Origin of the sequence: Bradyrhizobium sp. PUT101 (assembly GCF_052043945.1) — a bacterium.
In the GTDB taxonomy this organism is placed as follows: domain Bacteria; phylum Pseudomonadota; class Alphaproteobacteria; order Rhizobiales; family Xanthobacteraceae; genus Bradyrhizobium.
On sequence record NZ_CP197207.1, the window covers coordinates 2,340,279 to 2,363,681 of the forward strand.

A 23,403-nucleotide genomic window follows, 5' to 3' on the forward strand; every position below is an offset into this window, starting at 1 on the left:
ATGACCAACCGCGTCAATATCGCCTGCCTCGGCGCCGGCCGCATGGGGCGCGGCATCGCCGTGGCATTCGCCTATGCCGGCCACAGGGTCACGATGATCGACGTCAAGATGCGCTCCGCCGAGGATTTCACCAAGCTGGAAGCGGACGCGCTCGGCGAAGTCAGGAAGACCTTTGCCAGCCTGTCGAAGCTGGGGCTACTGAGCGAAGCAGATGTCGAGCCGCTCATCGCGCAGGTCTCGGTGGTCGCGGCAGGCGAAAGCGGTCCAGCGCTCTCTGAGGCCGGCATGGTCTTCGAGGGCGTTCCTGAGGTCGTCGAACTCAAGCGGGAGGTGCTGGCGGCCGCCTCAAGGCAAGTCGGCCCGGACACGATCATTGCATCGACGACATCGACCATTCTCGTGGACGATCTCTCCGGCGCAATCGTGAACCCTCGTCGCTTTCTCAACGTGCATTGGCTCAATCCGGCCTATCTGATCCCGCTGGTCGAAATTTCCCCCGGCAAGGCCACTGACCCCGCCATCATCGACGAAGTCAAGGCACAGCTCGAAGGCATCGGTAAGGTGCCCGTGGTCTGCGCGGCGACACCTGGTTTCATCGTCCCGCGCATCCAGGCGCTGGCGATGAACGAGGCCGCTCGCATGGTCGAAGAAGGTGTCGCCAGCGCGGAAGAGATCGACAAGGCGATCCGCTATGGTTTCGGCTTCCGCTACGCCGTGCTCGGGCTGCTCGAATTCATCGATTGGGGCGGCGGCGACATCCTTTACTACGCGAGCAGGTATCTGGAAGGCGCGCTCGGCAGCGAGCGCTACCGGGCGCCGGACGTCATCTCACGCAACATGCATGAAGGCCGGATCGGCTTGCGCACGGGCGCAGGCTTTCTCGATTATTCCGGGCTCGACGTCGACGCTTATCGCGCGAAGCGGCTCCAGGCCATGGTCGATCTGCTCCGGCACTTCGGACTGGCACGCCCCCCGGTGCTCGACCGCGACTAGCCGAAGACATCCTGGAGCACGCCCTCCCGGACCACCGCAATGCCGTCGAGCTCGATGGTCGTTCCCATCATCGGCAGGTCGAAATGTCCCGCCGTGTAGCGCCCTGCAAATTCATTCGCGCCGGTCGAGAACAGGAAATTGCCGGAGACGGCCCGAATCTCGGTGCCGTTGGTGTCGCGCTGGTCGTACATCGACAGCGCTTCATAGCGCGCACCGGGGTTCATGCCGAAGCCGACATGCGAGACGGCATAGGCCTCGCGATCGCCCCAGGCGGCGAGGTAGGCACGCATCATCGCGGCATCCGTGCCCTCGCCTTCCAGCTCGACGACATAGTCGTCCTTCAACGTCATCTTCACAGGCGACGTCAGATAGCGCTTGAAAGTGAGATTTATGTCGCCGGGCGCCATCACCAGCGTGCCGTTGATGGTCCCGCTCTTGGGGAAACTGACGACGATTCCACCGGGCCAATGCGCCAGCGTGCCGGGTTTGTCGGTCCAGCCCCACACGCCGACCGTGGACGCGCCGACCATATCAACATCGAGCGCTGTGCCGGCCTTCGAGGTCACCCGCATCCGCTTGGTCGCGCGCAACATCTTGGCCGCCGCACGAACGCGCTTCTCGAGCGCGGAATCCGGCACCATGCGCTCGAGCGCTTCGGGATGCTCGTTGGAAATCACCAAAATCCGCGCCCCGGCCTTCAATATCTCGGGCGTCTCAACGGCATGCATCAAGCCCTCGACGGTGCAATCCACCACGAAACCGGCTTGCTGCAGTGCGCTGATCACCGGTCCAAGGCGCTGGATCGCCTCGCTCGCTCCGGTCGAACGAACCGGAACGATATTCCGGTTACGCGGTGTCGGCATCACCACATGAAATGGCCGCGCTCCCATCCGCAGTAGCGCAAGCTCCGCCAGATGCACGTTCAACGCACGCGACTGGGTTTCCGAGAGGATCGCCGCGGTATCGCCAGCCTTGACGGCGCAACGTTCAAAGATCTCGCAAAATGCGTCAATCCATTTTGCTTCGATGCGATCGGCCAGCATGGTTCTCTCCCGGTCTTCAAGATTCTTGTTTGTTACGCTTCGGGGAAGCCCCTGAGCAAGTACGAGCGCACGGCGCCCAACAGGCCGTTCAGGATCAATCCCAGCAGTGAGATCGTGATCAGCGGCACGAACATATCGACCGCCTGAAAGGTTCGGGCTGCCGTCACGAGCGCATGCCCCAATCCGTCCGTCGACGTGATCATCTCGGCTAGAAACACCACGATGCAGGAAATGACAAGGCCGATCCGGCATCCGGTCAGAATCGAAGGCATCGCGGCCGGCAGCACCACTTTGAAGAGGATTTCATAGCGCGGCGTTCCTGCCGCCATGGCCGACCAGATCAGCTTCTGCTCGACTGTCGATGCACCGTAATAGGTGGAGAGCAGAATGGGAAAGAGCGCGTCCGCGGCCACCAATGTGATCTTCGATCCGTGGCCGAACCCGAGCAAAAGCAGAAGCGCCGGATAGAGCGCGACCTTGGGCAAAGGCGCCAACACGCGGACGATCGGACGGACCACGGCGTTGATCGCGGGACTGGCGGCAGCCGCGATACCGATGCTCACCCCAAGCACGACCGCAATCGCGAATCCGGCAAACAGCCGGATCAGCGTTGCCGCGATCTCCTGCTGAAACGCAAACGTCACGAGCTGCTGAAGCAGGCGGCTGAAAACGAAGCCCGGCGGCGGCAGCAGGACCGCGGGCGCAAAGCCGAATGACACCAGGCCCTGCCATATCGCGATCACCAGTACGATAGGGACAATCCCAAGAAAGACGTTCGGGGAGAGAAAGCGCGACATCATGAGAAGCTCAGCGGCATGTCGAACTGCGGCTCGGACCAGCGCACCAGTCTGGCGCGAACCCTTTCAAAAATCGCGTCGAGACAAATTCCCATCGCTCCCACGATGATGATCATCGCATAAACGGTGTCGTATTGGCCCATATCAAGCGCATTGAACAGGATATTGCCGGCGCCCGACTGACGGGCGATCATCTCGCTGGTGATCATCGTGATCAGCGCCAGCACCAATCCCGTGCGGCATCCGGTCAGGATTTCCGGCAGCGCCGCGGGCAGCACGATCCGCACCAGGCGTTGTGCGGGCGAAAGCCCCATCGCGGCACCTGACCACAGCATCTTCTCTTCGACGGCTTTGGCACCCTCGAAGCTGTGGTAGATGACGGGGAGGCTGACGCCCAGAAAGATCACCAGTGTCTTGGTGAGGTCGCCAACGCCCAGCCAAAGCATGATAATCGGCATCAAGGCGGCCTTCGGCACCGGATAGATCACCATCAGGAGTGGATTGAAGAAAGCCGCGACGCCCCGGCTGCGTCCCATCAACAGGCCCAGTGGAATCGAAACCAGCACCGCCACACCGAACCCGATCGCCATGCGGCGAAGCGAAGCGAAAATGTTGATCAGGGATTCCTTGTCGCCGAGAATGTCCGGAATTGCCCGGACCGCCTCGATGGCCGTCGGGAAGCTGTCGTTCTTCAGTGCGAGCGAGGCAACCTGCCACGCTGCCAGCAATCCGATACAGGCCAGCACCGGAGCAGCATGTCTGGTCAAGACAGCCGGCGACATCATGAGACAAGCCCGGCTTCGTCGCTCTCATCGAACATGCGCTCGATATCGACGACGTATTTCTGGTAGCGCGGGTCGAGCAACAGCTCATTGCGGCGGCGCGGCCGCGGCAGATCGATCTCGATGACCTGCCGGATGCGGCCGGGAGATTTCGACATCATGACGACCTTGTCCGAGAGGAAGACGGCCTCGTCGACCGAATGAGTGACGAACAGCACCGTCTTGCGGTCGCGCTCCCAGATGGTCAGAAGATCGTTCTGCAGGCGAGTCCGGGTGTGCGCGTCGAGCGCACCGAACGGCTCGTCCATCAGTAGCACTTCAGGATGGTAGGCGAGCGTGCGCGCCAGCGCCACGCGCTGCTTCATGCCACCGGACAATTCCTTGGGGTAGAAATTCTCGTAGCCCTTGAGGCCGACCATCTCGATCAAGGCTCGGCTCTGCGCTTCGGCCTCGGCGGCGCGCACACCTTGTTGGCGTGGGCCATACATCACATTGCCCAGCACGGTCTTCCAGGGAAACAAGGCGAACTCCTGGAACACCGGCCCGCGATCCGGGCCGGGCCCGGTAATCGCATGTCCCTTGATCTTCGCGATGCCGCTGGTCGGGCCGACAAAGCCGCCGACGATATAGAGCAGTGTCGACTTGCCGCAGCCGGACGGACCAAGGATTGAGACGAAGGCCCCCTCCTCGATCGTCAGCGAGATGTCCGATAGCGCCAAATGATCCTTGCGCGCCGAGGTCTGAAAGACCTGCGAGACGCGATCGATCTCGATGATTGCGGAAGCCGGATCTTGTGATGTCACCGGTCTCATCCATTCGCTCGATCTCGCAGGCACTACCGTCATCCCGTATCTCGTCTCACTCGTGCGAACATTCAGCGGCACGAGCTTAGCAAGAAGCCTGCCAGACAGGCGGTCGCCTTCGCACGCGTGCGGTCCGTCATTCGAACCACGGCCATTCTGCCGGGCCTTCATGCGTAACGGCTCCGCCCGGCGCCTGACCGACCAGTCGCGCATACTTTGCGAGCGCACCTGCACGGTGACGCGGCGGACGTTGCTTCCAATCGCGCCGCCGCGCGGTGAGCTCCTGTTCGTCGAGCAGGACATCCATCCGCCGATTTGCGGCATCAATCCGGATCCTGTCACCGTCGCGGACAAGCGCCAGCGGACCGCCAACAAATGCCTCGGGGGCCACATAGCCGATGCACATGCCGCGGGTCGCGCCGGAGAACCGGCCATCGGTGATCAGCGCCACTTTTTCGCCCATACCCTGCCCGTAGATCAGCGCAGTGACGCCGAGCATCTCACGCATGCCGGGTCCACCGACCGGCCCCTCATTGCGGATCACGAGAACCTCGCCCGCCTTGTAGCTGCGGTCACGAACCGCTGCGACACAGGCCTCCTCATCCTCGAACACGCGCGCCACACCTTCGAAGAACTGGCTCTTGAGGCCAGCGACCTTGATCACCGCACCATCGGGGCAGAGGTTTCCCTTCAAAACCGTCACGCCGCCGTCAGGCATAATTGGCGTGCGGGCCGCGTGCACAACGTCTCCATCGGGCGCGTTGGCCTCACCATATTCTTCGGCAAGTGTGCGGCCGGTAACGGACAAGCAGCTGCCATCGATATGCCCGCTCTGGATGAGCTCGCGGATCACAACCGCCGCACCGCCGATGTCATAGACATCCTTTGCCGTGTACTTGCCCCCGGGGCGCAGATTTCCGATCAGCGGCGTCCTGGCAAAAACCTCGCCGACGTCGTCGATTGTGAACGCGATGCCGGCCTCGTTCGCGATGGCAGGAAGGTGCAGCGCGGCGTTGGTCGAGCCGCCCGTCGCGGCCACGATCGCCGCGCCGTTCTCCAGGGATTTGCGCGTCACGATGTCGCGCGGCAGCGGTCCACTCCGCTCCACCATCGCCATGATCAGCCGCCCGGCGCGTCGAGATATCTGCGCCCGCTCGGCATAAACACCGGGCACCATCGAGACGTTGGGAATGGTCATCCCCATCGCCTCCGAGACCATTCCCATGGTGTTCGCGGTGAATTGGCCGGCGCATGCGCCAATCGTAGGCAGACAAGCGCGCTCGATCCGCTCGAGCGTGCCGCCGTCGATCTCGCCGATCATGAAGCTGCCGACGGCCTCATAGGAGTCGAGCACCGTCAACGTTCGACCGTCCACGCGACCCGGCAGCGAACTGCCGCCATAGATGAAAATGGACGGCACGTTGCAGCGAACCATACCCATCATCACGCCGGGAAGCGTCTTATCGCATCCGCCGTATCCGATCAGCGCATCATAGGCCAGCCCATGGACGACGGCCTCGATCGAATCGGCGATCAGTTCCCGCGAGAACAGGGAAAATTTCATTCCCTCGTGGTTCATGCTGATGCCGTCGGAGACCGAGACGGTCGAGAACTCACGCGGCGTGCCGCCGGCCTCCTCGATTCCGGTCTTTGCCGCAGCCACCTGGAAGTCGTGGGTCATGTTGCAGGGCGTCTGCTCGCCCTTCATGCTGACGATGCCCACCATCGGCTTGGCAATCGCAGCGTCGTCGAGCCCCATAGCGCGCATGAATGCACGATGCGGGGCTCGGTCGAGCCCGTCTGTGGTGACCCGTGATCGCAACTTCTTCATATGTGCAACTTCTTCATGTAGCGTTCCGGATGATCCGGAACGCTACGATCTTACGCTCAATAGTTCGCCCGCTTCTATTGCAGCGGAGCGACGATCGTCTGATGCTTGAACTGCGCGACATCCAACTTAGGCAGCATTCCTGTCTCTGCATAGATATCCAGCATCTTCTGGATCGCGGGGAAGTTTGGTGCTGCGCCTGGATCGCGACCGAAATCATTGTCCTTGAGCAGATAGGTCTCGAGCACCGGAACAGGCGCCTTGAGCACCTCTGATACGACCTTCAAGGTCTCTTCACGGTTCGCCAGCGCCTTCTTCATGCCTGAAGTGATGTCACGAACATAGGCCTTGACCAGCTCCGGGTTCTTGTCGACGAAATCGGCACGGCAGGCTTCCAGGATGTGCACGATGTTCGGCATGGCCTGGGACAGCGAGAACAGCTTCCTTGTGCCGCCCTTGGCCTCCGCGCGTGCGGCAAACGGCTGATTCATGTTGACCGCATCGACGCGGCCTTGGCGCAGCGCGTCCTCGGAGACGGCAAAGCCGACCTCGACCAGCTTGATGTCCTTGGCCGGATCGACGCTATTCTGCTTCAGGAGCAGGTTGAATGGCCCTTGCGTGCCACCGCCGATCACGGAGATGCCGACCGTCTTGCCCTTGAGATCGGCGATTGTCTTGATGGGCGAGTCATCCTTGACCGCCCAGTAGACCGAGAAACCGCCGGGCTTCTCGAAAACGTGCTGGGCCACGATATAGGCCTTGAGATTGCCGCCGACCACGCCGTTGGCGAGCGACAGCGGCGCCTGTGTCGCGCAATCCAGCGCGCCGGCTGCAAGGGCCTGCGTCATCGGCGCGGTGCCCTGGAATTGGGTCCATTCGATGTTGTAGGTCTTGCCGATACTGGGAAATTCGGCCGGCCTGCGCATCATCCAGTACTTGGATTCCTCGGCCGGGATCGTCCAGCCGACGCGGATCGTCTGCTGCCCCCATGACGGGCCTGCCCCCGCGCTCGCGGCTGCTGCCGCCCCCAATGCCAGGATCCATTTCGAAACGGTTCGCATCGTGCCCACTCCGCTGCTCCGGCGCCGACCGGCGCCCCCAAACCCGACCGCCGCAAATGTTTCATGGTTCAAACAATCAGGCAAGCCATGCGAGCCGGGCGGTTTTGCCGTCAGATGTGCAATGTATGGTAAAGCGGCGCCACAATGCGACAGAAGGAGGCAACCTATGGCTGATGAGAGCAAGGCAAACTCGCAAGGCGCCGAAAGGCTCGGCTATCTCGGCCTCGGACTCATGGGTACGCCGATGACCCGACGCCTGCTCAAGGCCGGCTATCAGGTCGCTGTCTGGAACCGCTCGGAGGGCAAGGTGGCGCCGCTCGCCGAGGCCGGCGCCAAGCGCGCGGTCACGCCTCGTGATCTCCTGGTGAACTCGGATATCGTCTTCATGTGCGTGACCGATGCGGCAGCGGTCGAGGAAGTGATCTTCGGTCCCGAAGGTCTGGCAGCGGTGCCCGGCGCAGGCAAGCTTGTCGTCGACTTCTCGTCGATACATCCCGACGCGGCGCGCGATCTCGCAACGCGACTGAAAGACGCGAACGGTGCAGACTGGATCGATGCGCCGGTGTCCGGGGGCACGAAGGGCGCCGAGGAAGGCACACTCGCCATCATGGCGGGCGGAGAAGCTGGCGACATCGAGAGGGTGCGGCCCTATGTGCTGGCCATGGCGCGCAGGTTCACGCATATGGGCCCGGTCGGCGCCGGCCAGACCACAAAGCTGTGTAACCAGGTGATCGTCGGATGCGCGATGGCCGTCCTCGCGGAAGCAACGCGCCTTGCCGTGAACGCCGGAATTGACGCCAACCGGTTGCCCGAAGCGCTCGCCGGCGGCTTTGCGGATTCCATCCCGCTCCAACTGTTCGTGCCGCGGATGGTCCAAGGCATTCACAGCCCGCCGCTCGGTCACATCGCCACGATGCTCAAGGATCTCGATACGGTCGCCGATGTCGCACAGGCGACGTCGACGCCGGTGCCAATGGCCACCCTTGCCGGACAAATTTTCAGGCTGGCGAAGGCCGCGCGAGGTGCGGAAGCGGACGCGCTGGAGATCTACAAGCTTTCGGCGCCGGAGCGCCAAGCTGTCTAGGCGACCTGAAGCGCGTTACGGCGCCTTCTTGCGTTCATCGTCGGTCATGAAGCGGCCGAACGCCCCCCGCGCGAAGAGCAGCGGCTCCTTCGCATTGTAGGTGTAGGCCTCGACCGCGCCGAGAAAGATCACGTGGTCGCCGCCATAGTAGCGATTCACGGAGCGGCATTGAAAGTTGGCGACGCTCTCGGCGAGCACTGGCGCGTTGCCGAGGCCAGGGGTCCATTCCACGCCCGCGAACTTGTCGTCCGACGATTTTGCGAACTTGTTCGCAAGCGCCTGTTGCGAAGCGCCAAGCACGTTGACGGTGAAATGGCTGGCGTTCTGGAAGATGGCCAGGCTCGAGGAATAGACGACCAGGCTCCATAGAACCAGCGGCGGATTCAGCGAGACCGAGGCGAACGAATTGCATGTCAGTCCGTAGGGCTTGCCGTCAGGCGCTGCCGCCGTGATGATCGTCACGCCCGTTGCATAGGTTCCGAGCGCGTTGCGAAAGTCGCGAGGATCGATCTGCGAGTTGTCGCTCGCGAACTCGTTGGCGGGATCGGGAGCGCGGGGCTGCTTCGGCAGATCATTCATCGGCCGACCTCACAGCGTGAGATTCTCGGACGGCAGGCCGAGCGCCACCCGTCCATAGTTGGTCCCGGCCGCATCGAAGTTGAAGGCGAGATGCGAGTTGATCGCGTGCGCATCGCGGAACTGCCGCTGCAACACGCCGCTCGTGAACAGACCGCGCGCACCGCTTGCGGCAAACAGCATCGAGACCGCGTCCGTGCACAAGTTCACTGAAAAAGATCCGTCGCGCCGATATCTGGTCTTGGTTGCCATGTCAGGAACACGGCCGCACCGTGCGTCCTCCATGGCATCGAGGCAGGCCGACCGCATGATCAGGCGGGCGGCGTCGATCTTAGCCGAGGCCTCCGCGATCTTGATCTGAGTGCTTTGAAAATCGCTCAGCTTGGCGCGGTTGTAGGTTGAAATACGATGACGCGCGACCTCTGTGTAATCATCAAGGCACGCTTGCGCATTCCCCAGCGCGACACCGGAGAGGACGTAAGGGAACAGCGAGAACACCGGCAGCGCATACAACGGATTCGGATTGACCTTGCTTCCGGGTGTCGGGCCACCAGCAAGATCACCGACGGCGACCGTCATATGGTCAGCCACGAAGGCGTCCCTGACTTCCACGTCGCACGAGCCGGTCCCGCGCAATCCTGCGACATTCCAGGTGTCCAGCACCTTGTAGTCGCCTTTCGGCAGCAAAAAGATTCGATACTCGATGCCGTCCGCCTCGTCGTCGGAGTAGACCACGCTTGCAAGCATATTCCATTCGCAGGAGGCAACGCCCGAGGAGAATGGCCAGCTGCCGTGCAGCCGGTACCCGCCCTCGACCCGCGTGGCGCGTCCGGCGGGAAAAATGAACGAGGATGCGATCAGCGCGTCCGGATCATGGCCCCAGACCAGATCTTGTGCCCTTTGCTCGAACATGCCGAGCATCCAGTGATGGCTCGCCAGGTTGGCAAGATTCCAGGCTACCGACGCATCCGCCTGCCCGAGCAGCTCGGCGCAATCGACCAGGGCGACATAGTCGAGCTCAGCGCCACCGATCCGGGCCGGCTGGAGCATCCGGAACAGGCCAGCGTCATGGAGATCCTTTTCGGTCTCCGGTGGAAGACGCCGCAGCTCCTCCGTCCGCGCGGCGCGCTCGCGTAGTCGGGGCAATAGCGCTCGAGCCTTCGCAATCATTGCCGCATAGACTTCTCCGCCGGCTTGCTGTCCGGTGGGTTGAGTCATGCGCGGCTCCTGATCGAGCGCCATTCGTGTCCCTCGCTTTCACACATTTATGCGGCGAGACCTTCGCTAAATCAAGCCGAGGCAATGTCCTCAAGCTGGCGTCGGAGGCTTGGCCGAGCCAAAGGCGCCCTTCTCGGCAAATTGGGCGATGCGACACTCGTCGTAACCGAGCGTATCATGCAGGACCTGCTTCGTATGCTGGCCCAATAGAGGCGCCGCAACGGGATCGATCGCGCCGGTCAGGCTCATGGTAATCGGTGGCTCGATGTTGGGCACCCATTCCGCTGTAGGATGCGGAATCCGGTTCAAGCGATGGCGCTCGCGAGCTTCGGGGGCATTGAACCCCTCCTCGACCGTGCGGAGATAGCCGACCGGTATATTGGCCAGCTTCATCTTCGCCATCCAATTCTCGAGAGTATCGCTAGCAAAGACCTCTGCAATCGCTGCCCGCAACCGCTCCTTGTTCTCCGAACGGGCCTTGCGCGTGGCAAACTGCGGATCGGTGATGAGATCAGGTCGATTCAGGACCTCCACCACGAGCCGGCGGTAGAGCCGGTCGTTGGCGCAGGCCATGTAGAGCGGCCCGTCGGAGGCCTCATAGACCCCGACCGTGGGAGACCCGCTGGGCGAATTGCCGAACCGGCCGGGGTTTTCGCCGTTGATGAGATAGGCCATGCCGTAGAAGCCGGTCATCCCCATCGCAACGTCGAACAGGGCTACTTCGACATGCTGGCCGCGGTCGAGCCGGTCCCGCGCCAGCAGCGCCAGCAGGATCGCGTTGCAAGCGGACATCCCTGTCGCCATGTCCACGATGGGCGGGCCGGTACGGACCGCCGGGCCGTCGGCAAATCCGTTGAGCGACATGAAGCCGCTTTCCGCCTGGGTGATGGGATCGAAGCCGGGCCGCGAAGCAAACGGGCCGGTGCGTCCATAGGCGGAGATCGAGCAATAGACCAGCCGCGGATTGAGCGCCGCGACCGACTCATAGTCGAGCCCGAACTTCTTCATCACCCCGCTCGAAAAGTTCTCCACGACCACATCTGCCTTGCGGATCAGATCCAGCGCGATCTCTCGAGCCTCCGGCACGGCAAGGTCGAGCGCAATGCCGCGCTTGTTGCGGTTCAAGCTGAGATAGGCGGCGCTTTCGCCGCCAATCTCGGCATGCTCATAGACGCGCGTGTCGTCGCCGCCGTCGGGGTTCTCGATCTTGATGACGTGGGCGCCGTAATCGGCGAGCGTCTGGGTGCAGGCCGGGCCGGCGACCACGCGCGTGAAATCGACGACCAGCAGACCATCGAGCGCAGTCGGCCCTCCAGTCCCTCGCGACGAACGCACCGGCAATTGAGGCTTGGTGGGCATCGATAGCGCTCCCTTACATCGGCTTATGGCCGCCGAATTTCCGCAAGAGGAAACTTAAAGCCCGGCGCTGCCGACTTCGCAAGTGCTTCGCCCGCATTGCCCAAATACGCAAAAAAGGGCCCGGCAGCCACCAGGCTGCCGGGCCCTTCGACATTCCGGGCATATGGGCTGCGCGACGTCTCGCGCCAGTTATTCGACGTTGCCACGTTCCGCATCACGGGAAACCCCGTTCCATTCTCTCAGCGGAGCCACTTTCGCCAGTACAGCGTATGCGACCAGGCCCAGGGCAATCCGGGTTCATAGAGCCGATAGCCCGCCTGGATGAAATTATTGGCAGATATCGGATTACCCGTCGTATCGGAAACGATGCTCTCCCATCCCATGCGCCGTCCCCGCGCCTCGACGACGCGCATGAGCCTGCGCTGGAGGCCGCGCCCCCAATGCCGCTGCAAGACCCCGACCCTGGAGAAATAGCCGCCATTTCGAACGTGCGTCGACGGCACAACACCAGCGAAGGCGACCGCGTCATCACCGTGATAAGCCAGCCACCACGCGCCAAGCTCGAACTCGGGCATAGCTGCGGCATCGAAGAACGTGAGTTGATGCAGGTCGGCTAAGGTGTCGGCAACGTCATCATCGGACGGATCGACGATACGAATTCTATACATGGCGCGGCTCATTGCGGCAAAGACCGAGATCGGGTGCGCGGCGACGTCACCATCGCCGGAAGCTCACTTGCCCAGCACGACCTTGACACCGAGCCAGACGGCCCCCATGAGACCGGTGGCAATCACCGTGATCACCGCCTTGAAGGTGTAGCTCTGGGCCTGCTCCACGCTCTTTCGCCACCTCCGCAAGTGCTGAAAATCGGCTCTCAGCTCCTTCCGGTCGTCATCTTCGATTCCAAAAGAGGCGAACACCGACGCCACTGCCTTCAGTACGATCGCATCGATGCTCTCCTGCTGGAGCCTGTGCTGCTGGGCCATCGTCTCGGCCACAATGGCCTTGATCTCGTCGTCCGCCATCTTCATCGCTTGATGATCCTCGCAACATTCTCGAAGCCGCGCTTGGCGAAATAGAATGAGACCACGAGATTGGCTGTGATCGCCGCAAACCCCGCCAGAGCGTCCGTCGAGCCCAATCCAAGAACCTTGTCCCAGACCAGGAGCTTGGCAAAATAGAGCGCGACGCAATAACCCATCAGCTTGTCCGGCTCGTACCAGCGCCCGAGCTCGGCGACCGGAGACCGCAGCGGCGCGGGCAGCGGGCCCTGCGCCGCGGGCCGGCACGTTCGCGCGTGCACGGCCAGCAATGGTTCGGACGGCGGCGCGCCGATGGGCGCTCCAAGTTTGACGAGTGCGTGGCCGCAATGCGTTGCCGCCGTCCGATTCCGAAATCGAGAACGAAAAAACCCGCGGCGGATGTCTCCGCGCGGGTCAACCAAACTCGTCTCGATGATGCCATTATGCCGGTGTTTTGCCCGACGTGTCAAACGAACGAATTCGCGCAAGCCGCGTTAGGCGATCAGGAGGACTGGCCATGGCAGTCAAGACGACCTCACCCAGGACATCGCGAAACAGGGCATCACGAAATCTTCCGCGGTCAACGCCGCGCATCGACAGGGAGCGCGACACGCAGGCGGCGGTCATCGAAGACGCGGGCGAGACGGAGGACAAGAACCGCGATCTCGTGCATGGCGATGGCGGCACCATCGATCTACCCACAGAACCGGGCGATCTGTCGAAGGATGACTAGGCTGTCTGGCGATCGGCGCGCATCTCGATGATGCCATTCTGCCGGTGTTTTGCCCGACGTGTCAACGCGGCGGGCGCTGAAGCGGAAGCCCCTCCTCCCGACTCAATATGTGGTGCGCAAGGGACTTGCTTCAAGCCCCCGATGATCGCGTAGAAGCCTCGACCCGAACAACGAGTCGAGGGGTCACGACATGCCTGTATCGCTTCCGACATCCCGGTCGCGCGGCCGAACGCGCGCAAGACGCGCGGCAACCACCGGCCATGCGGTCATCATCGCCGGCGGCGGCCCGACCGGGCTGATGCTGGCCGCGGAGCTTGCGCTGGCGCATATCGACGTCGCCGTGGTCGAGCGACGCGCCAACCAGGAGCTGGTCGAGACGCGCGCCGGCGGACTGCACGCACGCAGCATCGAGATCCTCGATCAGCGCGGCGTCGCCGAGCGCTTCCTGCGCGAAGGACAAATCACCCAGCTTGCAGGCTTCGCCTGGACGCGGCTCGACATCAGCGACCTCCCCACAAGGCACGCCTACGGGCTCGCGCTGCGACAGAGCCACATCGAGCGCCTCCTGGCCGACTGGGCCGCGGAGCTCGCAGTGCCGATCTATCGCAACGCCCAGGTGACGAGCTTCGCGCAGGACGAGACCGGCGTGGATGTCACGCTCTCCGGCGGCGAGACGTTGCGCGCAAACTATCTCGTCGGCTGCGACGGCGGCCGCAGCCTGGTGCGCAAGACCGCCGGCATCGACTTCACCGGCTCCGATCCGACGCTCACCAACCTCATGGCCGAGGTCGAGATGCGCGAGGAGCCGGAATTCGGCCTGCGTCACGACGCGCTCGGCTTCCACGGCCTCAGCAGGACCGAGAGCGGGCGCGTGCTGGTCGTCGTGACGGAAGCGATGCGCGAGCGCACCGGCGAGCCCACCTTGCGCGATCTCAGCGAGGCCCTCGTCGCCGTGTACGGCACCGACTTCGATCTGCACAGCGCCACCTGGATCTCCCGTTTCACCGATGCGGCACGGCAGGCCGTGTCGTATCGCAAAGGACGCGTGCTGCTCGCCGGCGATGCGGCGCACATCCATCACTCCGTGGGCGGCCAAGGCCTCAACATCGGCCTGCAGGACGCGGTCAATCTCGGCTGGAAGCTGGCGCAGGTCGTCAAGGGCATTTCGCCTGACAGCCTGCTCGACACCTACCACGCCGAGCGCCATCCCGTCGCCGTGCGCGTGCTGCGCAACACCAGGGCGCAGATCGCCCTGCTCCGCCGCGCCGACGACGGCCTCAAGGCCGCGCGCGACGTCGTGTCCGAGCTTCTCGCCATGGACGAGCCGCGCAAGCGTTTTGGCGCGATGATGAGCGGGCTCGACATCCGCTATGATCTCGGCGAAGGCCACGCCCTGCTCGGACGCCGCATGCCCGATCTCGATTTGACGGTCGACGGACAGAAGCTGAGACTGTTCGCGCTGCTGCACAGCGCGCGCGGCCTGTTGCTCAATCTTGGCAAGCGCGGCGGCATCGACATCGCTCCTTGGGCAGATCGCATCGCGTTGGTCGACGCCGATTGCGACGGCGCATGGGAGCTTCCGGCCATTGGACAAGTCGCCGCGCCCAAGGCCGTGCTCGTGCGGCCCGATGGCCATGTGGCCTGGGTGGGAGACGAGAACCGATGCGGACTTGCGGAGGCGCTGACGACGTGGTTCGGGACGGGTGGTGCATAAAGCACGAACGTCTCATGCGCCGCCAAAACAAACAAGCCCGCGGCATACTCGCGGGCTTGATACGAACTCTTTCGATGATGCCACTCTGCCAGTGTTTTGCCCGACGTGTCAAATGGCTGTGCTCGCGGCCCACGAGGAGTCCGCCACAAACTTCATTCCGGCCGAAGCAAAGGCCGTATCCAGCGAGAGAACCATTCCTCACCGTCATTATGCGGATTGCCCGGGCCGTCCACTCCGAAGATCGGTGGTGGAATGAGGTAGCTCGGCTCATCCGCGAATATACCGATCGGCTTGCCCGGTTGCGGATGCTGGCCACCAGCGGGCGGCACGGTCCAACTGCCAAACCGCTCGTTGAATTCGGTAGACGGCAGATGCGGGACTGGCGCACTCCCCGATGTGAACACGTTGCCCGCGTTCGTCTCATTCACACGGGCGAGACGCCGGACATCTTCGGGCGCGACTGATCCTGCGGCAGACGTGGGCGCGGCCTCTGGCAAATCTTTGGCAGGCATGGTGCCGACTGCCGTGCTGGCCCAATTGCCGAAGCGATCCGCAAAACTGCTAGCGGTCTCTGGATCAAACGACGAGGCTTCGCTCAACTGCGGCCCGAACGCCGATGAGCCCGAAGAGTTGCTGCTGCCAGCCGGGTTGTGGACGTTAAGCCTATCGCCGTTGGTGTTGAACGCAGACGCGCCTGCCGAGAACACTCCTCCGCCAGGAGCGCCAGCGCCCATCGTCGCGCCGGAACTACTTTCCTGCGCGTTGGCAGCGCGCGTAAGCGCCAAGGTGCCCCCAATGGCAAGCAGCCAAGCGGGAACGAAGGGCGCCGCCGCGCCGAGTGCGGCCGCTCCGGCCAACCAAGGAAGAAGATCGCGCGCGGGAGACGTGCCCCCAGCCAAGGGATTCTCGTAGAATGGAAGCGCCGTTCCGGAGTGCGGATCGAATTGCAGCACCAGCGGATCTGTCGGGGCAGTCGTTGTCGGAGGCAATTGACCGATCCGCTGTTCGTTGGGATCTAGCGTGGGAAAGGGTGGCAGCACACGTGTGAAGCGGGGATCACTCGGTGTGAACCCTTCGTCTTCGTTGAGGTCGGAATGAGCGGGTGGAGAGAGGCCTCGCAAGCGAGTTTCGATCATAGAGGGAACGAGTCCCGGCGGGGTAGGGACAGGGCCGACACCCGTGAATTGCAGTGAGATAGGGTTGCCTTTCCCAAAGCGTCTTAATATTTCGATCCTCTCTGCCATGCTGAGACCACTCGTGGGCGACAAAAGCGGAAAGGCCAAGGCCGCGTCCCGCCGACCGGCATCGTTAAACTGCTCGACCGTTTCCTGCATCTGCCGGATTTGTTCTGCATGGTCCGCGGCATATGTCCCGCGGTTTGAGAACCATTTGCGGTTCTCACCATTTCCTTCCTCAGTCGTTAGTCCCTTTGGGGTATTGGGAAGCAGATGACCGTTTGCTACCGCGTACTTGGCAGCGGCTACAAAGGCGTTCACATCGGAAGCAATCTCGTCCAGCGCACGCTCATCGCCCGCACTAGCAGCGTCGAACTTCGGAGACACTTCGAGCTCGTTAAGAAAGTCGTGGAAACCCTTGTAATACGTTCCGAGATGTCCTCCCGTATGCGGGCTCGAGCTAAGCTCCGTCGCCAGAGGCTGCCTGGACGGCAACGTTACCAAATTTCGAATCGCATCAGGATTGAACCGTTTTCCCAAGAGTTGGATGACCGGATGGCCTGCAAATTGCCGCGGCAAAACGTGATGATCTTGAAACAAGCGAGTGCTACTTTCCGACGCAGGCCGGCATTCGAAGCTGCTGGTGATCGCAGCCGGCTGGTCTGATCTGGAATTCTTGGTGGATGGCCAGCAGCGAAAGCCGGCCTCTTTGCGCGCGCTAGATATTCATGCGGCCGCCGGACCGCATCGGCGATTGGTACGGGGCGCCTACAAGGCCGTTGCGTCTCGGTTTGGTTAACGACGGTAGCGCTTCGCATTGCTGCGAGGGCAACAGGGGCATCCGCCCCTCTGCTGGTGTCGTGCAAATGCCTTCGGCAAGAGAGCGATCTTGAGACGAGCCCAAGAATGGGCAAGTCAGATCTCTACGAATCTCAACGTGAGAAAAACTAAAGCGGAATGGCTTTAGGTTGAATCGATTGCCGCGGCTCCTTCACCTCTCCCGCTTGCGGGAGAGGTCGGCGAAGCGCCGGGAGAGGGCTTTCTCCTCTTGGGGATTGTCCCAGCGCGGAAATACCCTCTCCCCGACCCTCTCCCGCGCGCGGGAGAGGGAGCGCACCTCCGTCGTTGCAGTGATCAAGCCTCATCTCATCACGCTCTAGGGATGAAGGCCTTTGTAATTGCCGTAGGCATATCCGAAGTTCAGGCCTCTGACACCGGCAGCCTTACATGCGTCCTTCATTGCCTGATCATAAATAATCCACTGCTCCAGAAAGCGTGGCCGGAAAATATGAGCCGAACCGATAGCCTCCTCTCGGAAGGCATAGCCGGAAGTCGTCATATTATCGTATCGCCTGAAATCTGTTCCATCGTCCAGGACTTCGACGATCGACTTTTCTTCGTCGATGACGTCGAGCCGGCGTACGATATCGCAAAGCCAATAAACGGGCGCACCTCCCTTCAGCGACCGCGTTTCGCACCTCAGGAACGCCACACCCTCTCGATCATCGGCCTCGAGAACGCTCTTCATCCCATCGGATACGAGCCAAATCGTGAAACATCTCCCAATCCACCGGCGGCCGCCCAAGCGATTTGTCGATCAGCAGCCGTGGCGTTTCAGACAGCGGCGAGAAGCTTCGCTCGCCTCTTGGCGACAGAAGCACGCGGCCGGCGCCCAAGGCGGCAAGATTCTCCAATTCCAGCCCGGGGGGCGTACGAATCCTGAGTTCGACACGATAGAGCCTTGGCGCCTTTCTCTTTCGACATCCATCGGAGGGCGCAGCCATAAACTATATCTTCGTTCGTATGGCTCATCGTTCTCAGAACTCTTAGACGTCCATTCTTCAGCAGAAATTGCTTCTTCGTTACTCACGACCGAAGCTTAGTCGAACACTGCACTCGCAGCGAACACCAGGCAAAGACCACGATGGGCGCCCAACAATAAGCCCCGGAATCCCGCGGGCTCGATCCGAACTCTTTCCATGATGCCATTTTGCCAGTGTTTTACCTGACGTGCCAAACGATGCGCTCGAGAGGCGCACCAAGCAGGATATGCAAATCCTGAGCAGTTCATTGAAGAGAGCCTGCAACGTCGTCGGTACATGAAAACACGGGCAAACCAGTGAAGACCTCGGAATTCCGATGCCGAACTGCGATACGCTCGGTTGCACTTGCGCCGATCGTGTCGCCATCCTTCACCACGTTTCCGTGCTCGACCAGATAGACCGAAAGTCCGGCCACCTTGTCGATCAGTGCGGGCAGCGTCAGCTTGGCGGTCTTGAACTCGATCTCGCGCCCCACAAAGGTGGACAACCCGACCGTGATCGCGCCGATCTTCCTGTCCGACTGGAAGGGAAGAATGTCGACCCATAGTATGAAGGGATAGTCGGGAAACGGTGCAAAAGAGCGGCTCGACATTTCCAGCCAAAGACCGGACGGCCGCGCCACCCGGCCGGCCCACACCACGCCGCAACATTCCGGCATGGCGGCGATCAACGCGCCGATCACCGCGGCGGTGACGCGCGCGGCGACGAGAGGCCTCTCGTTCTTTCCCAGCATCGAGACGATCAGGTGACCGCGATGCCGGGCGGCCACCGCCTTGCCCTCCGGCCAGATCGTGGCAGCGCGCGCCCACAGACCGTCATCGTCCGGTATCGGGGCCGGCATCGACATAACGGCAACAAGCTGGTTGCCGCAGCGAATGAGTGGCGAGCTTGCTTGGACCTGTTGCTCGCCAGGATCGTCCGGCCCCGTCATCAAATCCGGATGTCGCGCGCGAAGGATTTTGGCGACCGCGGACATGTCGGGCGTGACGGGGCTGTCTAACAGGATGAAAGAGAGAAAAGACGTACTCATGAACTGCCCCGCAGAAAATTCCAAGACGAGACCGATGCTTCGGTATTTCGCCCACAGGTTGAACCAAAAGCCACCTAGAACAAATAGCGAACACTGTCAATCGACGTTCTACGCTCGCGTCGAGCAAGCGCAAGAGGGGTCTCGGCCTCAGGTCAATGCAGGAGGCCGAGGCGAGTGGCCAGGCGGCGCAGACATTCCACAGCACCCATCACCCGCCGTCGCCATCCGCCTCCTCCCTCGGCGGCGCGTCCTGCGTCTTGCGCCCAAGAAACGTATCGGGTGGTGATTGCTTCAATAGCTCGCGGCATTCGCGCGCGATCCGAAGCACATGTTCAGTCGGCTCGTGCTCGGCAGGCAGCGGCCGACAGACGCGCATCTCGGGGCTCCCTTCGCTTTGCAGGCGGGAGCACGATCGGTCTCTCAGCCACCGGCGCCCACGGAGGAAAAGCCTCGGCCGGTGCAGCGACGTCGCCTACCGGAGGTCGCTTTGGTTCAAAAATGAGCCTGGCATCACGTCGCTCGCAAAATGAGTAAGTGGCTCAAGCGGCTGAACTTGCACCCGAAAATTTAATCTGCGGCGTACCAAATGATACAGACCTCGCCCCCGCAATCGGCGTAGAATTGATCTATCATCGCAAGGCCCGTGGCACAGATCGGTGATGAGAACGCCAGTTGCGCTCCCGCCTGCTCGAATGAGGGAGATGCGCCATGCAGACACGACGTCGTTTCAAACAGACCAAGACCCTGACCGACAAACTCGCGGACGAAGCCGCCCGCTGTCGCGCGGAAGCGCGCACGCTTACGCCGGGGCGTCGCCGCGAGATGCTGTTGCGCCAGGCGCGACAGGACGAGACCGCCATGCAGATCGAGGCATGGCTGCGCTCGCCCGGACTGAGGGCGCCGACATGACGCAGCAATATCGCGCCTATCTCGTCGGCGAAAACGGCGTCTTTCGATCCGCCGAAGCGTTCGAAGCCCCGTCCGATTCCTCCGCGCTGGTCTTTGCGAAGCAGTTCACGCGGCTGGGCAAGGTCGAAGTCTGGCAGCTCGGCCGCAAGGTCGCCGTGCTGGACTCCGATCAATCCCGGCCACCGCTGCACGCGCGATCCCGATCGACACCGATGCATCAATGATCGCGTGACCGCGATCGCGACGTCAGATCTTCGATCTCGAAGCAGAACGTCACCTGCATGACGGGGCCGCCGGCGTCGCGAACGTCGATCGCCATCTCCTGCCGGCCGCCCGTGAGCAGCGCGGAGAGCACGGCGTCGCGCGCCATGTCGGCAACCGACTTGGCCGCCTCGGCCTGAACCGCGCGCGGGCCGGACAATTCCAGTCCCTCCTCGTCCAGCGCAATTCCCTTCTCGTCGCGAAGATCGAAGTAGTATCGGGGCATGGCCGCATCCTTTGCCGTAATAGCTCAGGTAGCGAACAAAGGTTTCCAAGAGGACGCAAAAATTCTCTTGGGATCAATGGGTTTTGGGAACGGAGCGCGCACGCTCAGCCGGGACCGGAGTGCGTGAGCTCGCGCACTCGCCCCTCACTCCTCCGCAAGCTTGCGCTCGATATAGGCGTCCACCGTCTCGGCGAACGAACGCTGCACGCCGACTGCGGCATCGTGCTGGTCGAGCGCGTCGCGCTGGAGCACGCGCAGGCCGCGCCCGCGGGCGCTTGCCGGCGCCGTGTTCAGGAACTGATCGATGGCGCCCCTGGCGAGCGGAATGGCCTTGGGATCGCCCCTTGCGATCAGGAGTCGCAACAGGCTCTGGCATTCGGCCAAGCCGGGCATGGGTTCTCTCACCTTTGCTGCGATTTCGGCTTCGGGCGCTTGACCGGCTGGGTATGGGTGCCGAACAGCGCCAGCAGGAACGCGACTTCTTCCTTCGAACCGATCTGGATCATGATTGTCTCTCCTGTTCGTTCCGTTGGTCGACGCGCGGAGCCGAGCCGTTCAGGACAATCGGGTTTCAGCACTGTTTCAGGCGTGTTTCATCGAGGTCATCCGCACGGCCCCGCCTGTTTGCGTCCTCAAAATCAAAGCCCGCGACGGATTGCTCCGCGCGGGCTTTCATCGATCGCGCTGTTGCCTCGGGAGGCGCCGAAGCCCTGGCGGGACCACGGCCACCGCGCCTTCCCGTCTCAGTGCATGTGACCGATCAGGTAGGCGCGCCGCCAAGAAGGATCACAGCGGGATGGCCCAAAGCAAAAGCACAGGCATTTCCTCAGTGCGAGGTGCAGATCTTGACCGTCTTCATGCCGGCCTCGGCTTCAGACCTGGTCTTGTACACGGTGTCGCCGCTGACAACCGTCGTTTCCGTGGTCGTCGGCTTGGATTCGGTGATGGTGCACTTCTTGGTCTTGACGTCCTGAACCACGTAGAACGATTGCGCAAACGCGGGAGACGCAACTGACGTCAGCACAGCGGCTGCAATGATGGCTTTGATGTTCATCGTGTCCTCCTCCAGCAGCCCGGTCATCAGGCCTGTCATCTACAAACAGGACAGATTGCCACTTGTTCCCGGACCAAGATTCGAACCAAACGGCTCGGACTGCGTTGGTGCGCCAACAGGAGGCTTCGATGCTGAACGTGCGGCTCGTGACAACTTCTCTGGCGATGCTGGTCGCGCTGATGGCTGCAACAGCAGCTGAGCCCGTCAAGGACCAGGCTGCTCCGGTCGTTCAAAGCTCCGCCGAAGCCCACCCCATCCGCGTCATACTTCCAGCTCCCTGGGAAACCACCAAGAGCCAAGGCGAGCCTGTGAAGTCTTCAAAGTAGCAGCCTGCCGGCGAACGCCACTGCGGCAGACGACGGCCACAGCTCGCTCGACGTTGCCGACCAAAGAGCCGCGGCAAACTCCTCCAGAACAGTAGCAACCAATTCGAATCTCGCATGTTGTCGCCGGCACAATCACTTGCAGGAGACAAAAACATGTCACGTCTAACTCTGCTGGCAGCAACCTTGTTGCTGCTCGGCGCGGTGCCCGCGGGCGCCCAGTCGCAGCCGACGCAAAGCGGGCCCGGAAACAACGCCGTCAACAGCTCGGACCAGAACAACTCAAATGCTCCGGTCGCCGGCCGCAACAGCTTCACCGAGGGACAGGCGAAATCGCGGGTCGAGGGCGCGGGATTTTCCAACGTCTCCGGCCTGCAGAAGGACAACGAAGGCGTCTGGCGCGGCAAGGCCGACAAGGCCGGCACCAAGACCGATGTCAGCGTTGACTTCCAAGGCAACGTCAATCCCGCCAAGTAAGGAGGAATTAGCATGACGACCACCATTTCTCGTCTCTACGACAATTATTCCGATGCAGAGCAGGCTGTCAGGCGGCTCGAAAACGCCGGCGTACCGCACTCTGATATCAGCATCGTCGCCAACAATTCGGACAATTGGTACGACTCGTCGTCCGGCAAGGCCGGCCTCACATCGGGCGGCAAGGTCGATCGTGATCGCGACGGTACCGACGATCGCGCCGAGGGCGCCGGAACGGGTGCCGGCATCGGCGCCGGCATCGGCGGCGCGGCAGGCCTGCTCGCCGGCCTCGGCCTGCTGGCCATTCCCGGCCTCGGGCCGGTCGTCGCTGCCGGATGGCTCGCTGCGACCGCTGTCGGTGCGGCCGCCGGCGCAGCAACCGGAGGCATCGTTGGCGCCCTCACCGAAGCCGGTGTCTCCAAGGAGGATGCATCGCTCTATGCCGAGGGCGTTCGCCGTGGCGGCACGCTCGTCACAGCCAGGGTGCCGGACCAGGATCGCGCACGCCTCGAAGCGCTTCTGCACGAGAGGTCCGTGAACTTGCAGGATCGCAGCTCAGCCTGGAAGAAGTCCGGCTGGACCGACTTCGATGCCGCCAGCCCGCCACTTGCGCCCGACGATGTCCGGCGCGAACGCGAGCTGTACGGCGCGGGCTCGCGGCGATAAGCCGGCAGCAGGCCCAACACGACAAAGGCCCCGCGATGCGGGGCCTTTTTCATGCCGAACGCCGGTCATCATGGCGACGCCAGCACTCGCCCATGGTCTGATCTTGCCAGTGTTTTGCCCGACGGGTCAAACTTTATCTCAAATTCAGCAAAGCGGATTGGGCGAAGTGAAATCTCTTCGCGTCATGCTGGGACATGTCGCCTGGACGGGGCAAGCCGGGAGATCGTCAATGTACTACGTCGCCGCTGCATTGCTGGTGCTGTCGGGACTGTTCTATTCCGCGAGCCGTCATGAGCTCGGCCAATTCGGAGCGGACGTGTGCAGCTATGGCGGCACGTTCTGCGACAATCCGGTGGTTCTCTTCACCGGCGCGGCGCTGGCCGCCGCCTGGGGCATGTTCGTCAGCGTGAAGTAAGACGACCCGGGCAGCTTCATCCCGCACGGAATTT

General features: G+C 62.4%; 28 protein-coding genes. 10 read left to right on the forward strand and 18 right to left on the reverse strand.

Annotated elements, in window-relative coordinates; translation table 11 throughout:
- The gene (locus tag ACSHT2_RS11395) at positions 1 to 993 is read left to right on the forward strand and encodes a 3-hydroxybutyryl-CoA dehydrogenase (protein ID WP_440641650.1); all 993 of its coding nucleotides are present in this window, start codon (positions 1 to 3) and stop codon (positions 991 to 993) included.
- Here ACSHT2_RS11395 and ACSHT2_RS11400 read toward each other — a convergent pair.
- The 6 genes from ACSHT2_RS11400 to ACSHT2_RS11425 form a co-directional block, all read right to left on the reverse strand.
- Entirely contained in the window at positions 990 to 2,036 is a 1,047-nt protein-coding gene (locus ACSHT2_RS11400; RefSeq protein WP_440641651.1) for a peptidase M29, read from the reverse strand. The genes ACSHT2_RS11395 and ACSHT2_RS11400 overlap by 4 nt on opposite strands.
- Before the next feature lie 32 nt (positions 2,037 to 2,068).
- A complete protein-coding gene (locus tag ACSHT2_RS11405; protein WP_319337608.1) occupies positions 2,069 to 2,836 on the reverse strand; it encodes an ABC transporter permease in 768 nt (255 codons plus the stop codon).
- Positions 2,833 to 3,618 (reverse strand): ABC transporter permease, encoded by a 786-nt coding sequence (locus ACSHT2_RS11410; protein ID WP_440641652.1) that lies wholly within the window; start codon positions 3,616 to 3,618, stop codon positions 2,833 to 2,835. Before ACSHT2_RS11410 ends, ACSHT2_RS11405 begins: the two co-directional genes overlap by 4 nt.
- Positions 3,615 to 4,460, reverse strand: coding sequence for an ABC transporter ATP-binding protein (locus tag ACSHT2_RS11415; protein WP_440641653.1), 846 nt, complete (start codon positions 4,458 to 4,460; stop codon positions 3,615 to 3,617). The genes ACSHT2_RS11410 and ACSHT2_RS11415 overlap by 4 nt, the downstream gene beginning before the upstream one ends.
- Positions 4,461 to 4,554: 94 nt before the next feature.
- Positions 4,555 to 6,249 carry a dihydroxy-acid dehydratase gene (gene ilvD / locus ACSHT2_RS11420; RefSeq protein ID WP_440641654.1) on the reverse strand — a complete coding sequence of 565 codons (1,695 nt, stop codon included), beginning with the start codon at positions 6,247 to 6,249 and terminating at the stop codon, positions 4,555 to 4,557.
- 74 nt (positions 6,250 to 6,323) lie between these two features.
- Positions 6,324 to 7,307 carry an ABC transporter substrate-binding protein gene (locus ACSHT2_RS11425; RefSeq protein ID WP_440641655.1) on the reverse strand — a complete coding sequence of 328 codons (984 nt, stop codon included), beginning with the start codon at positions 7,305 to 7,307 and terminating at the stop codon, positions 6,324 to 6,326.
- Positions 7,308 to 7,473: 166 nt separating this feature from the next.
- Here ACSHT2_RS11425 and ACSHT2_RS11430 point away from each other — a divergent pair, with 166 nt between their 5' ends.
- Entirely contained in the window at positions 7,474 to 8,391 is a 918-nt protein-coding gene (locus ACSHT2_RS11430; protein ID WP_440641656.1) for an NAD(P)-dependent oxidoreductase, read from the forward strand.
- Positions 8,392 to 8,406: 15 nt separating this feature from the next.
- On the opposite strand, the gene ACSHT2_RS11435 is transcribed toward ACSHT2_RS11430, so the two are convergent.
- The 6 genes from ACSHT2_RS11435 to ACSHT2_RS11460 form a co-directional block, all read right to left on the reverse strand.
- Entirely contained in the window at positions 8,407 to 8,970 is a 564-nt protein-coding gene (locus tag ACSHT2_RS11435; RefSeq protein WP_319337624.1) for a flavin reductase family protein, read from the reverse strand.
- Between the two features lie 9 nt (positions 8,971 to 8,979).
- Complete coding sequence (locus tag ACSHT2_RS11440) at positions 8,980 to 10,209, reverse strand: acyl-CoA dehydrogenase family protein (protein ID WP_440641657.1); 1,230 nt, start codon at positions 10,207 to 10,209, stop codon at positions 8,980 to 8,982.
- 66 nt (positions 10,210 to 10,275) lie between these two features.
- Positions 10,276 to 11,544 carry a CaiB/BaiF CoA transferase family protein gene (locus ACSHT2_RS11445; protein ID WP_440641658.1) on the reverse strand — a complete coding sequence of 423 codons (1,269 nt, stop codon included), beginning with the start codon at positions 11,542 to 11,544 and terminating at the stop codon, positions 10,276 to 10,278.
- Positions 11,545 to 11,783: 239 nt separating this feature from the next.
- Complete coding sequence (locus ACSHT2_RS11450) at positions 11,784 to 12,212, reverse strand: GNAT family N-acetyltransferase (RefSeq protein WP_440642817.1); 429 nt, start codon at positions 12,210 to 12,212, stop codon at positions 11,784 to 11,786.
- A gap of 63 nt (positions 12,213 to 12,275) precedes the next feature.
- Positions 12,276 to 12,575 (reverse strand): hypothetical protein, encoded by a 300-nt coding sequence (locus tag ACSHT2_RS11455; RefSeq protein ID WP_440641659.1) that lies wholly within the window; start codon positions 12,573 to 12,575, stop codon positions 12,276 to 12,278.
- Positions 12,572 to 13,054 carry a hypothetical protein gene (locus tag ACSHT2_RS11460; protein WP_440641660.1) on the reverse strand — a complete coding sequence of 161 codons (483 nt, stop codon included), beginning with the start codon at positions 13,052 to 13,054 and terminating at the stop codon, positions 12,572 to 12,574. Before ACSHT2_RS11460 ends, ACSHT2_RS11455 begins: the two co-directional genes overlap by 4 nt.
- 29 nt (positions 13,055 to 13,083) lie before the next feature.
- On the opposite strand from ACSHT2_RS11460, the gene ACSHT2_RS11465 reads away from it, so the two are divergent.
- Together ACSHT2_RS11465 and ACSHT2_RS11470 are read left to right on the forward strand one after the other, a co-directional pair.
- A complete protein-coding gene (locus ACSHT2_RS11465; RefSeq protein ID WP_440641661.1) occupies positions 13,084 to 13,299 on the forward strand; it encodes a hypothetical protein in 216 nt (71 codons plus the stop codon).
- 190 nt (positions 13,300 to 13,489) lie between these two features.
- Positions 13,490 to 15,013 (forward strand): FAD-dependent monooxygenase, encoded by a 1,524-nt coding sequence (locus tag ACSHT2_RS11470; protein ID WP_440641662.1) that lies wholly within the window; start codon positions 13,490 to 13,492, stop codon positions 15,011 to 15,013.
- Positions 15,014 to 15,165: 152 nt separating this feature from the next.
- On the opposite strand, the gene ACSHT2_RS11475 is transcribed toward ACSHT2_RS11470, so the two are convergent.
- The 3 genes from ACSHT2_RS11475 to ACSHT2_RS11485 form a co-directional block, all read right to left on the reverse strand.
- A complete protein-coding gene (locus tag ACSHT2_RS11475; protein WP_440641663.1) occupies positions 15,166 to 16,788 on the reverse strand; it encodes a hypothetical protein in 1,623 nt (540 codons plus the stop codon).
- A 556-nt stretch (positions 16,789 to 17,344) separates the two neighbouring features.
- A complete protein-coding gene (locus ACSHT2_RS11480) occupies positions 17,345 to 17,716 on the reverse strand; it encodes an imm11 family protein (RefSeq protein WP_440641664.1) in 372 nt (123 codons plus the stop codon).
- 539 nt (positions 17,717 to 18,255) lie between these two features.
- Positions 18,256 to 19,065 carry a DUF4261 domain-containing protein gene (locus ACSHT2_RS11485; RefSeq protein WP_440641665.1) on the reverse strand — a complete coding sequence of 270 codons (810 nt, stop codon included), beginning with the start codon at positions 19,063 to 19,065 and terminating at the stop codon, positions 18,256 to 18,258.
- A 684-nt stretch (positions 19,066 to 19,749) separates the two neighbouring features.
- On the opposite strand from ACSHT2_RS11485, the gene ACSHT2_RS11490 reads away from it, so the two are divergent.
- Together ACSHT2_RS11490 and ACSHT2_RS11495 are read left to right on the forward strand one after the other, a co-directional pair.
- Complete coding sequence (locus tag ACSHT2_RS11490; protein ID WP_440641666.1) at positions 19,750 to 19,950, forward strand: hypothetical protein; 201 nt, start codon at positions 19,750 to 19,752, stop codon at positions 19,948 to 19,950.
- Positions 19,914 to 20,174, forward strand: a complete 261-nt coding sequence (locus tag ACSHT2_RS11495; protein WP_440641667.1) for a hypothetical protein — start codon at positions 19,914 to 19,916, stop codon at positions 20,172 to 20,174. The genes ACSHT2_RS11490 and ACSHT2_RS11495 overlap by 37 nt, the downstream gene beginning before the upstream one ends.
- Here ACSHT2_RS11495 and ACSHT2_RS11500 read toward each other — a convergent pair.
- From ACSHT2_RS11500 to ACSHT2_RS11510, 3 genes are all read right to left on the reverse strand, one after another.
- The gene (locus tag ACSHT2_RS11500; protein WP_440641668.1) at positions 20,168 to 20,437 is read right to left on the reverse strand and encodes a DUF6894 family protein; all 270 of its coding nucleotides are present in this window, start codon (positions 20,435 to 20,437) and stop codon (positions 20,168 to 20,170) included. The genes ACSHT2_RS11495 and ACSHT2_RS11500 overlap by 7 nt on opposite strands.
- Positions 20,438 to 20,581: 144 nt before the next feature.
- Entirely contained in the window at positions 20,582 to 20,830 is a 249-nt protein-coding gene (locus tag ACSHT2_RS11505; protein ID WP_028178925.1) for a hypothetical protein, read from the reverse strand.
- 433 nt (positions 20,831 to 21,263) lie between these two features.
- A complete protein-coding gene (locus ACSHT2_RS11510) occupies positions 21,264 to 21,491 on the reverse strand; it encodes a hypothetical protein (RefSeq protein ID WP_028178924.1) in 228 nt (75 codons plus the stop codon).
- A gap of 128 nt (positions 21,492 to 21,619) precedes the next feature.
- Here ACSHT2_RS11510 and ACSHT2_RS11515 point away from each other — a divergent pair, with 128 nt between their 5' ends.
- The 4 genes from ACSHT2_RS11515 (at position 21,620) to ACSHT2_RS11530 (ending at position 23,369) form a co-directional block, all read left to right on the forward strand.
- The gene (locus ACSHT2_RS11515) at positions 21,620 to 21,817 is read left to right on the forward strand and encodes a hypothetical protein (RefSeq protein WP_440641669.1); all 198 of its coding nucleotides are present in this window, start codon (positions 21,620 to 21,622) and stop codon (positions 21,815 to 21,817) included.
- Positions 21,818 to 21,970: 153 nt separating this feature from the next.
- Positions 21,971 to 22,291 carry a hypothetical protein gene (locus ACSHT2_RS11520; RefSeq protein WP_440641670.1) on the forward strand — a complete coding sequence of 107 codons (321 nt, stop codon included), beginning with the start codon at positions 21,971 to 21,973 and terminating at the stop codon, positions 22,289 to 22,291.
- Positions 22,292 to 22,303: 12 nt separating this feature from the next.
- Positions 22,304 to 22,954, forward strand: coding sequence for a general stress protein (locus ACSHT2_RS11525; RefSeq protein ID WP_028178922.1), 651 nt, complete (start codon positions 22,304 to 22,306; stop codon positions 22,952 to 22,954).
- A 229-nt stretch (positions 22,955 to 23,183) separates the two neighbouring features.
- Complete coding sequence (locus ACSHT2_RS11530) at positions 23,184 to 23,369, forward strand: hypothetical protein (RefSeq protein ID WP_035676373.1); 186 nt, start codon at positions 23,184 to 23,186, stop codon at positions 23,367 to 23,369.
- Positions 23,370 to 23,403 lie beyond the last annotated feature (34 nt).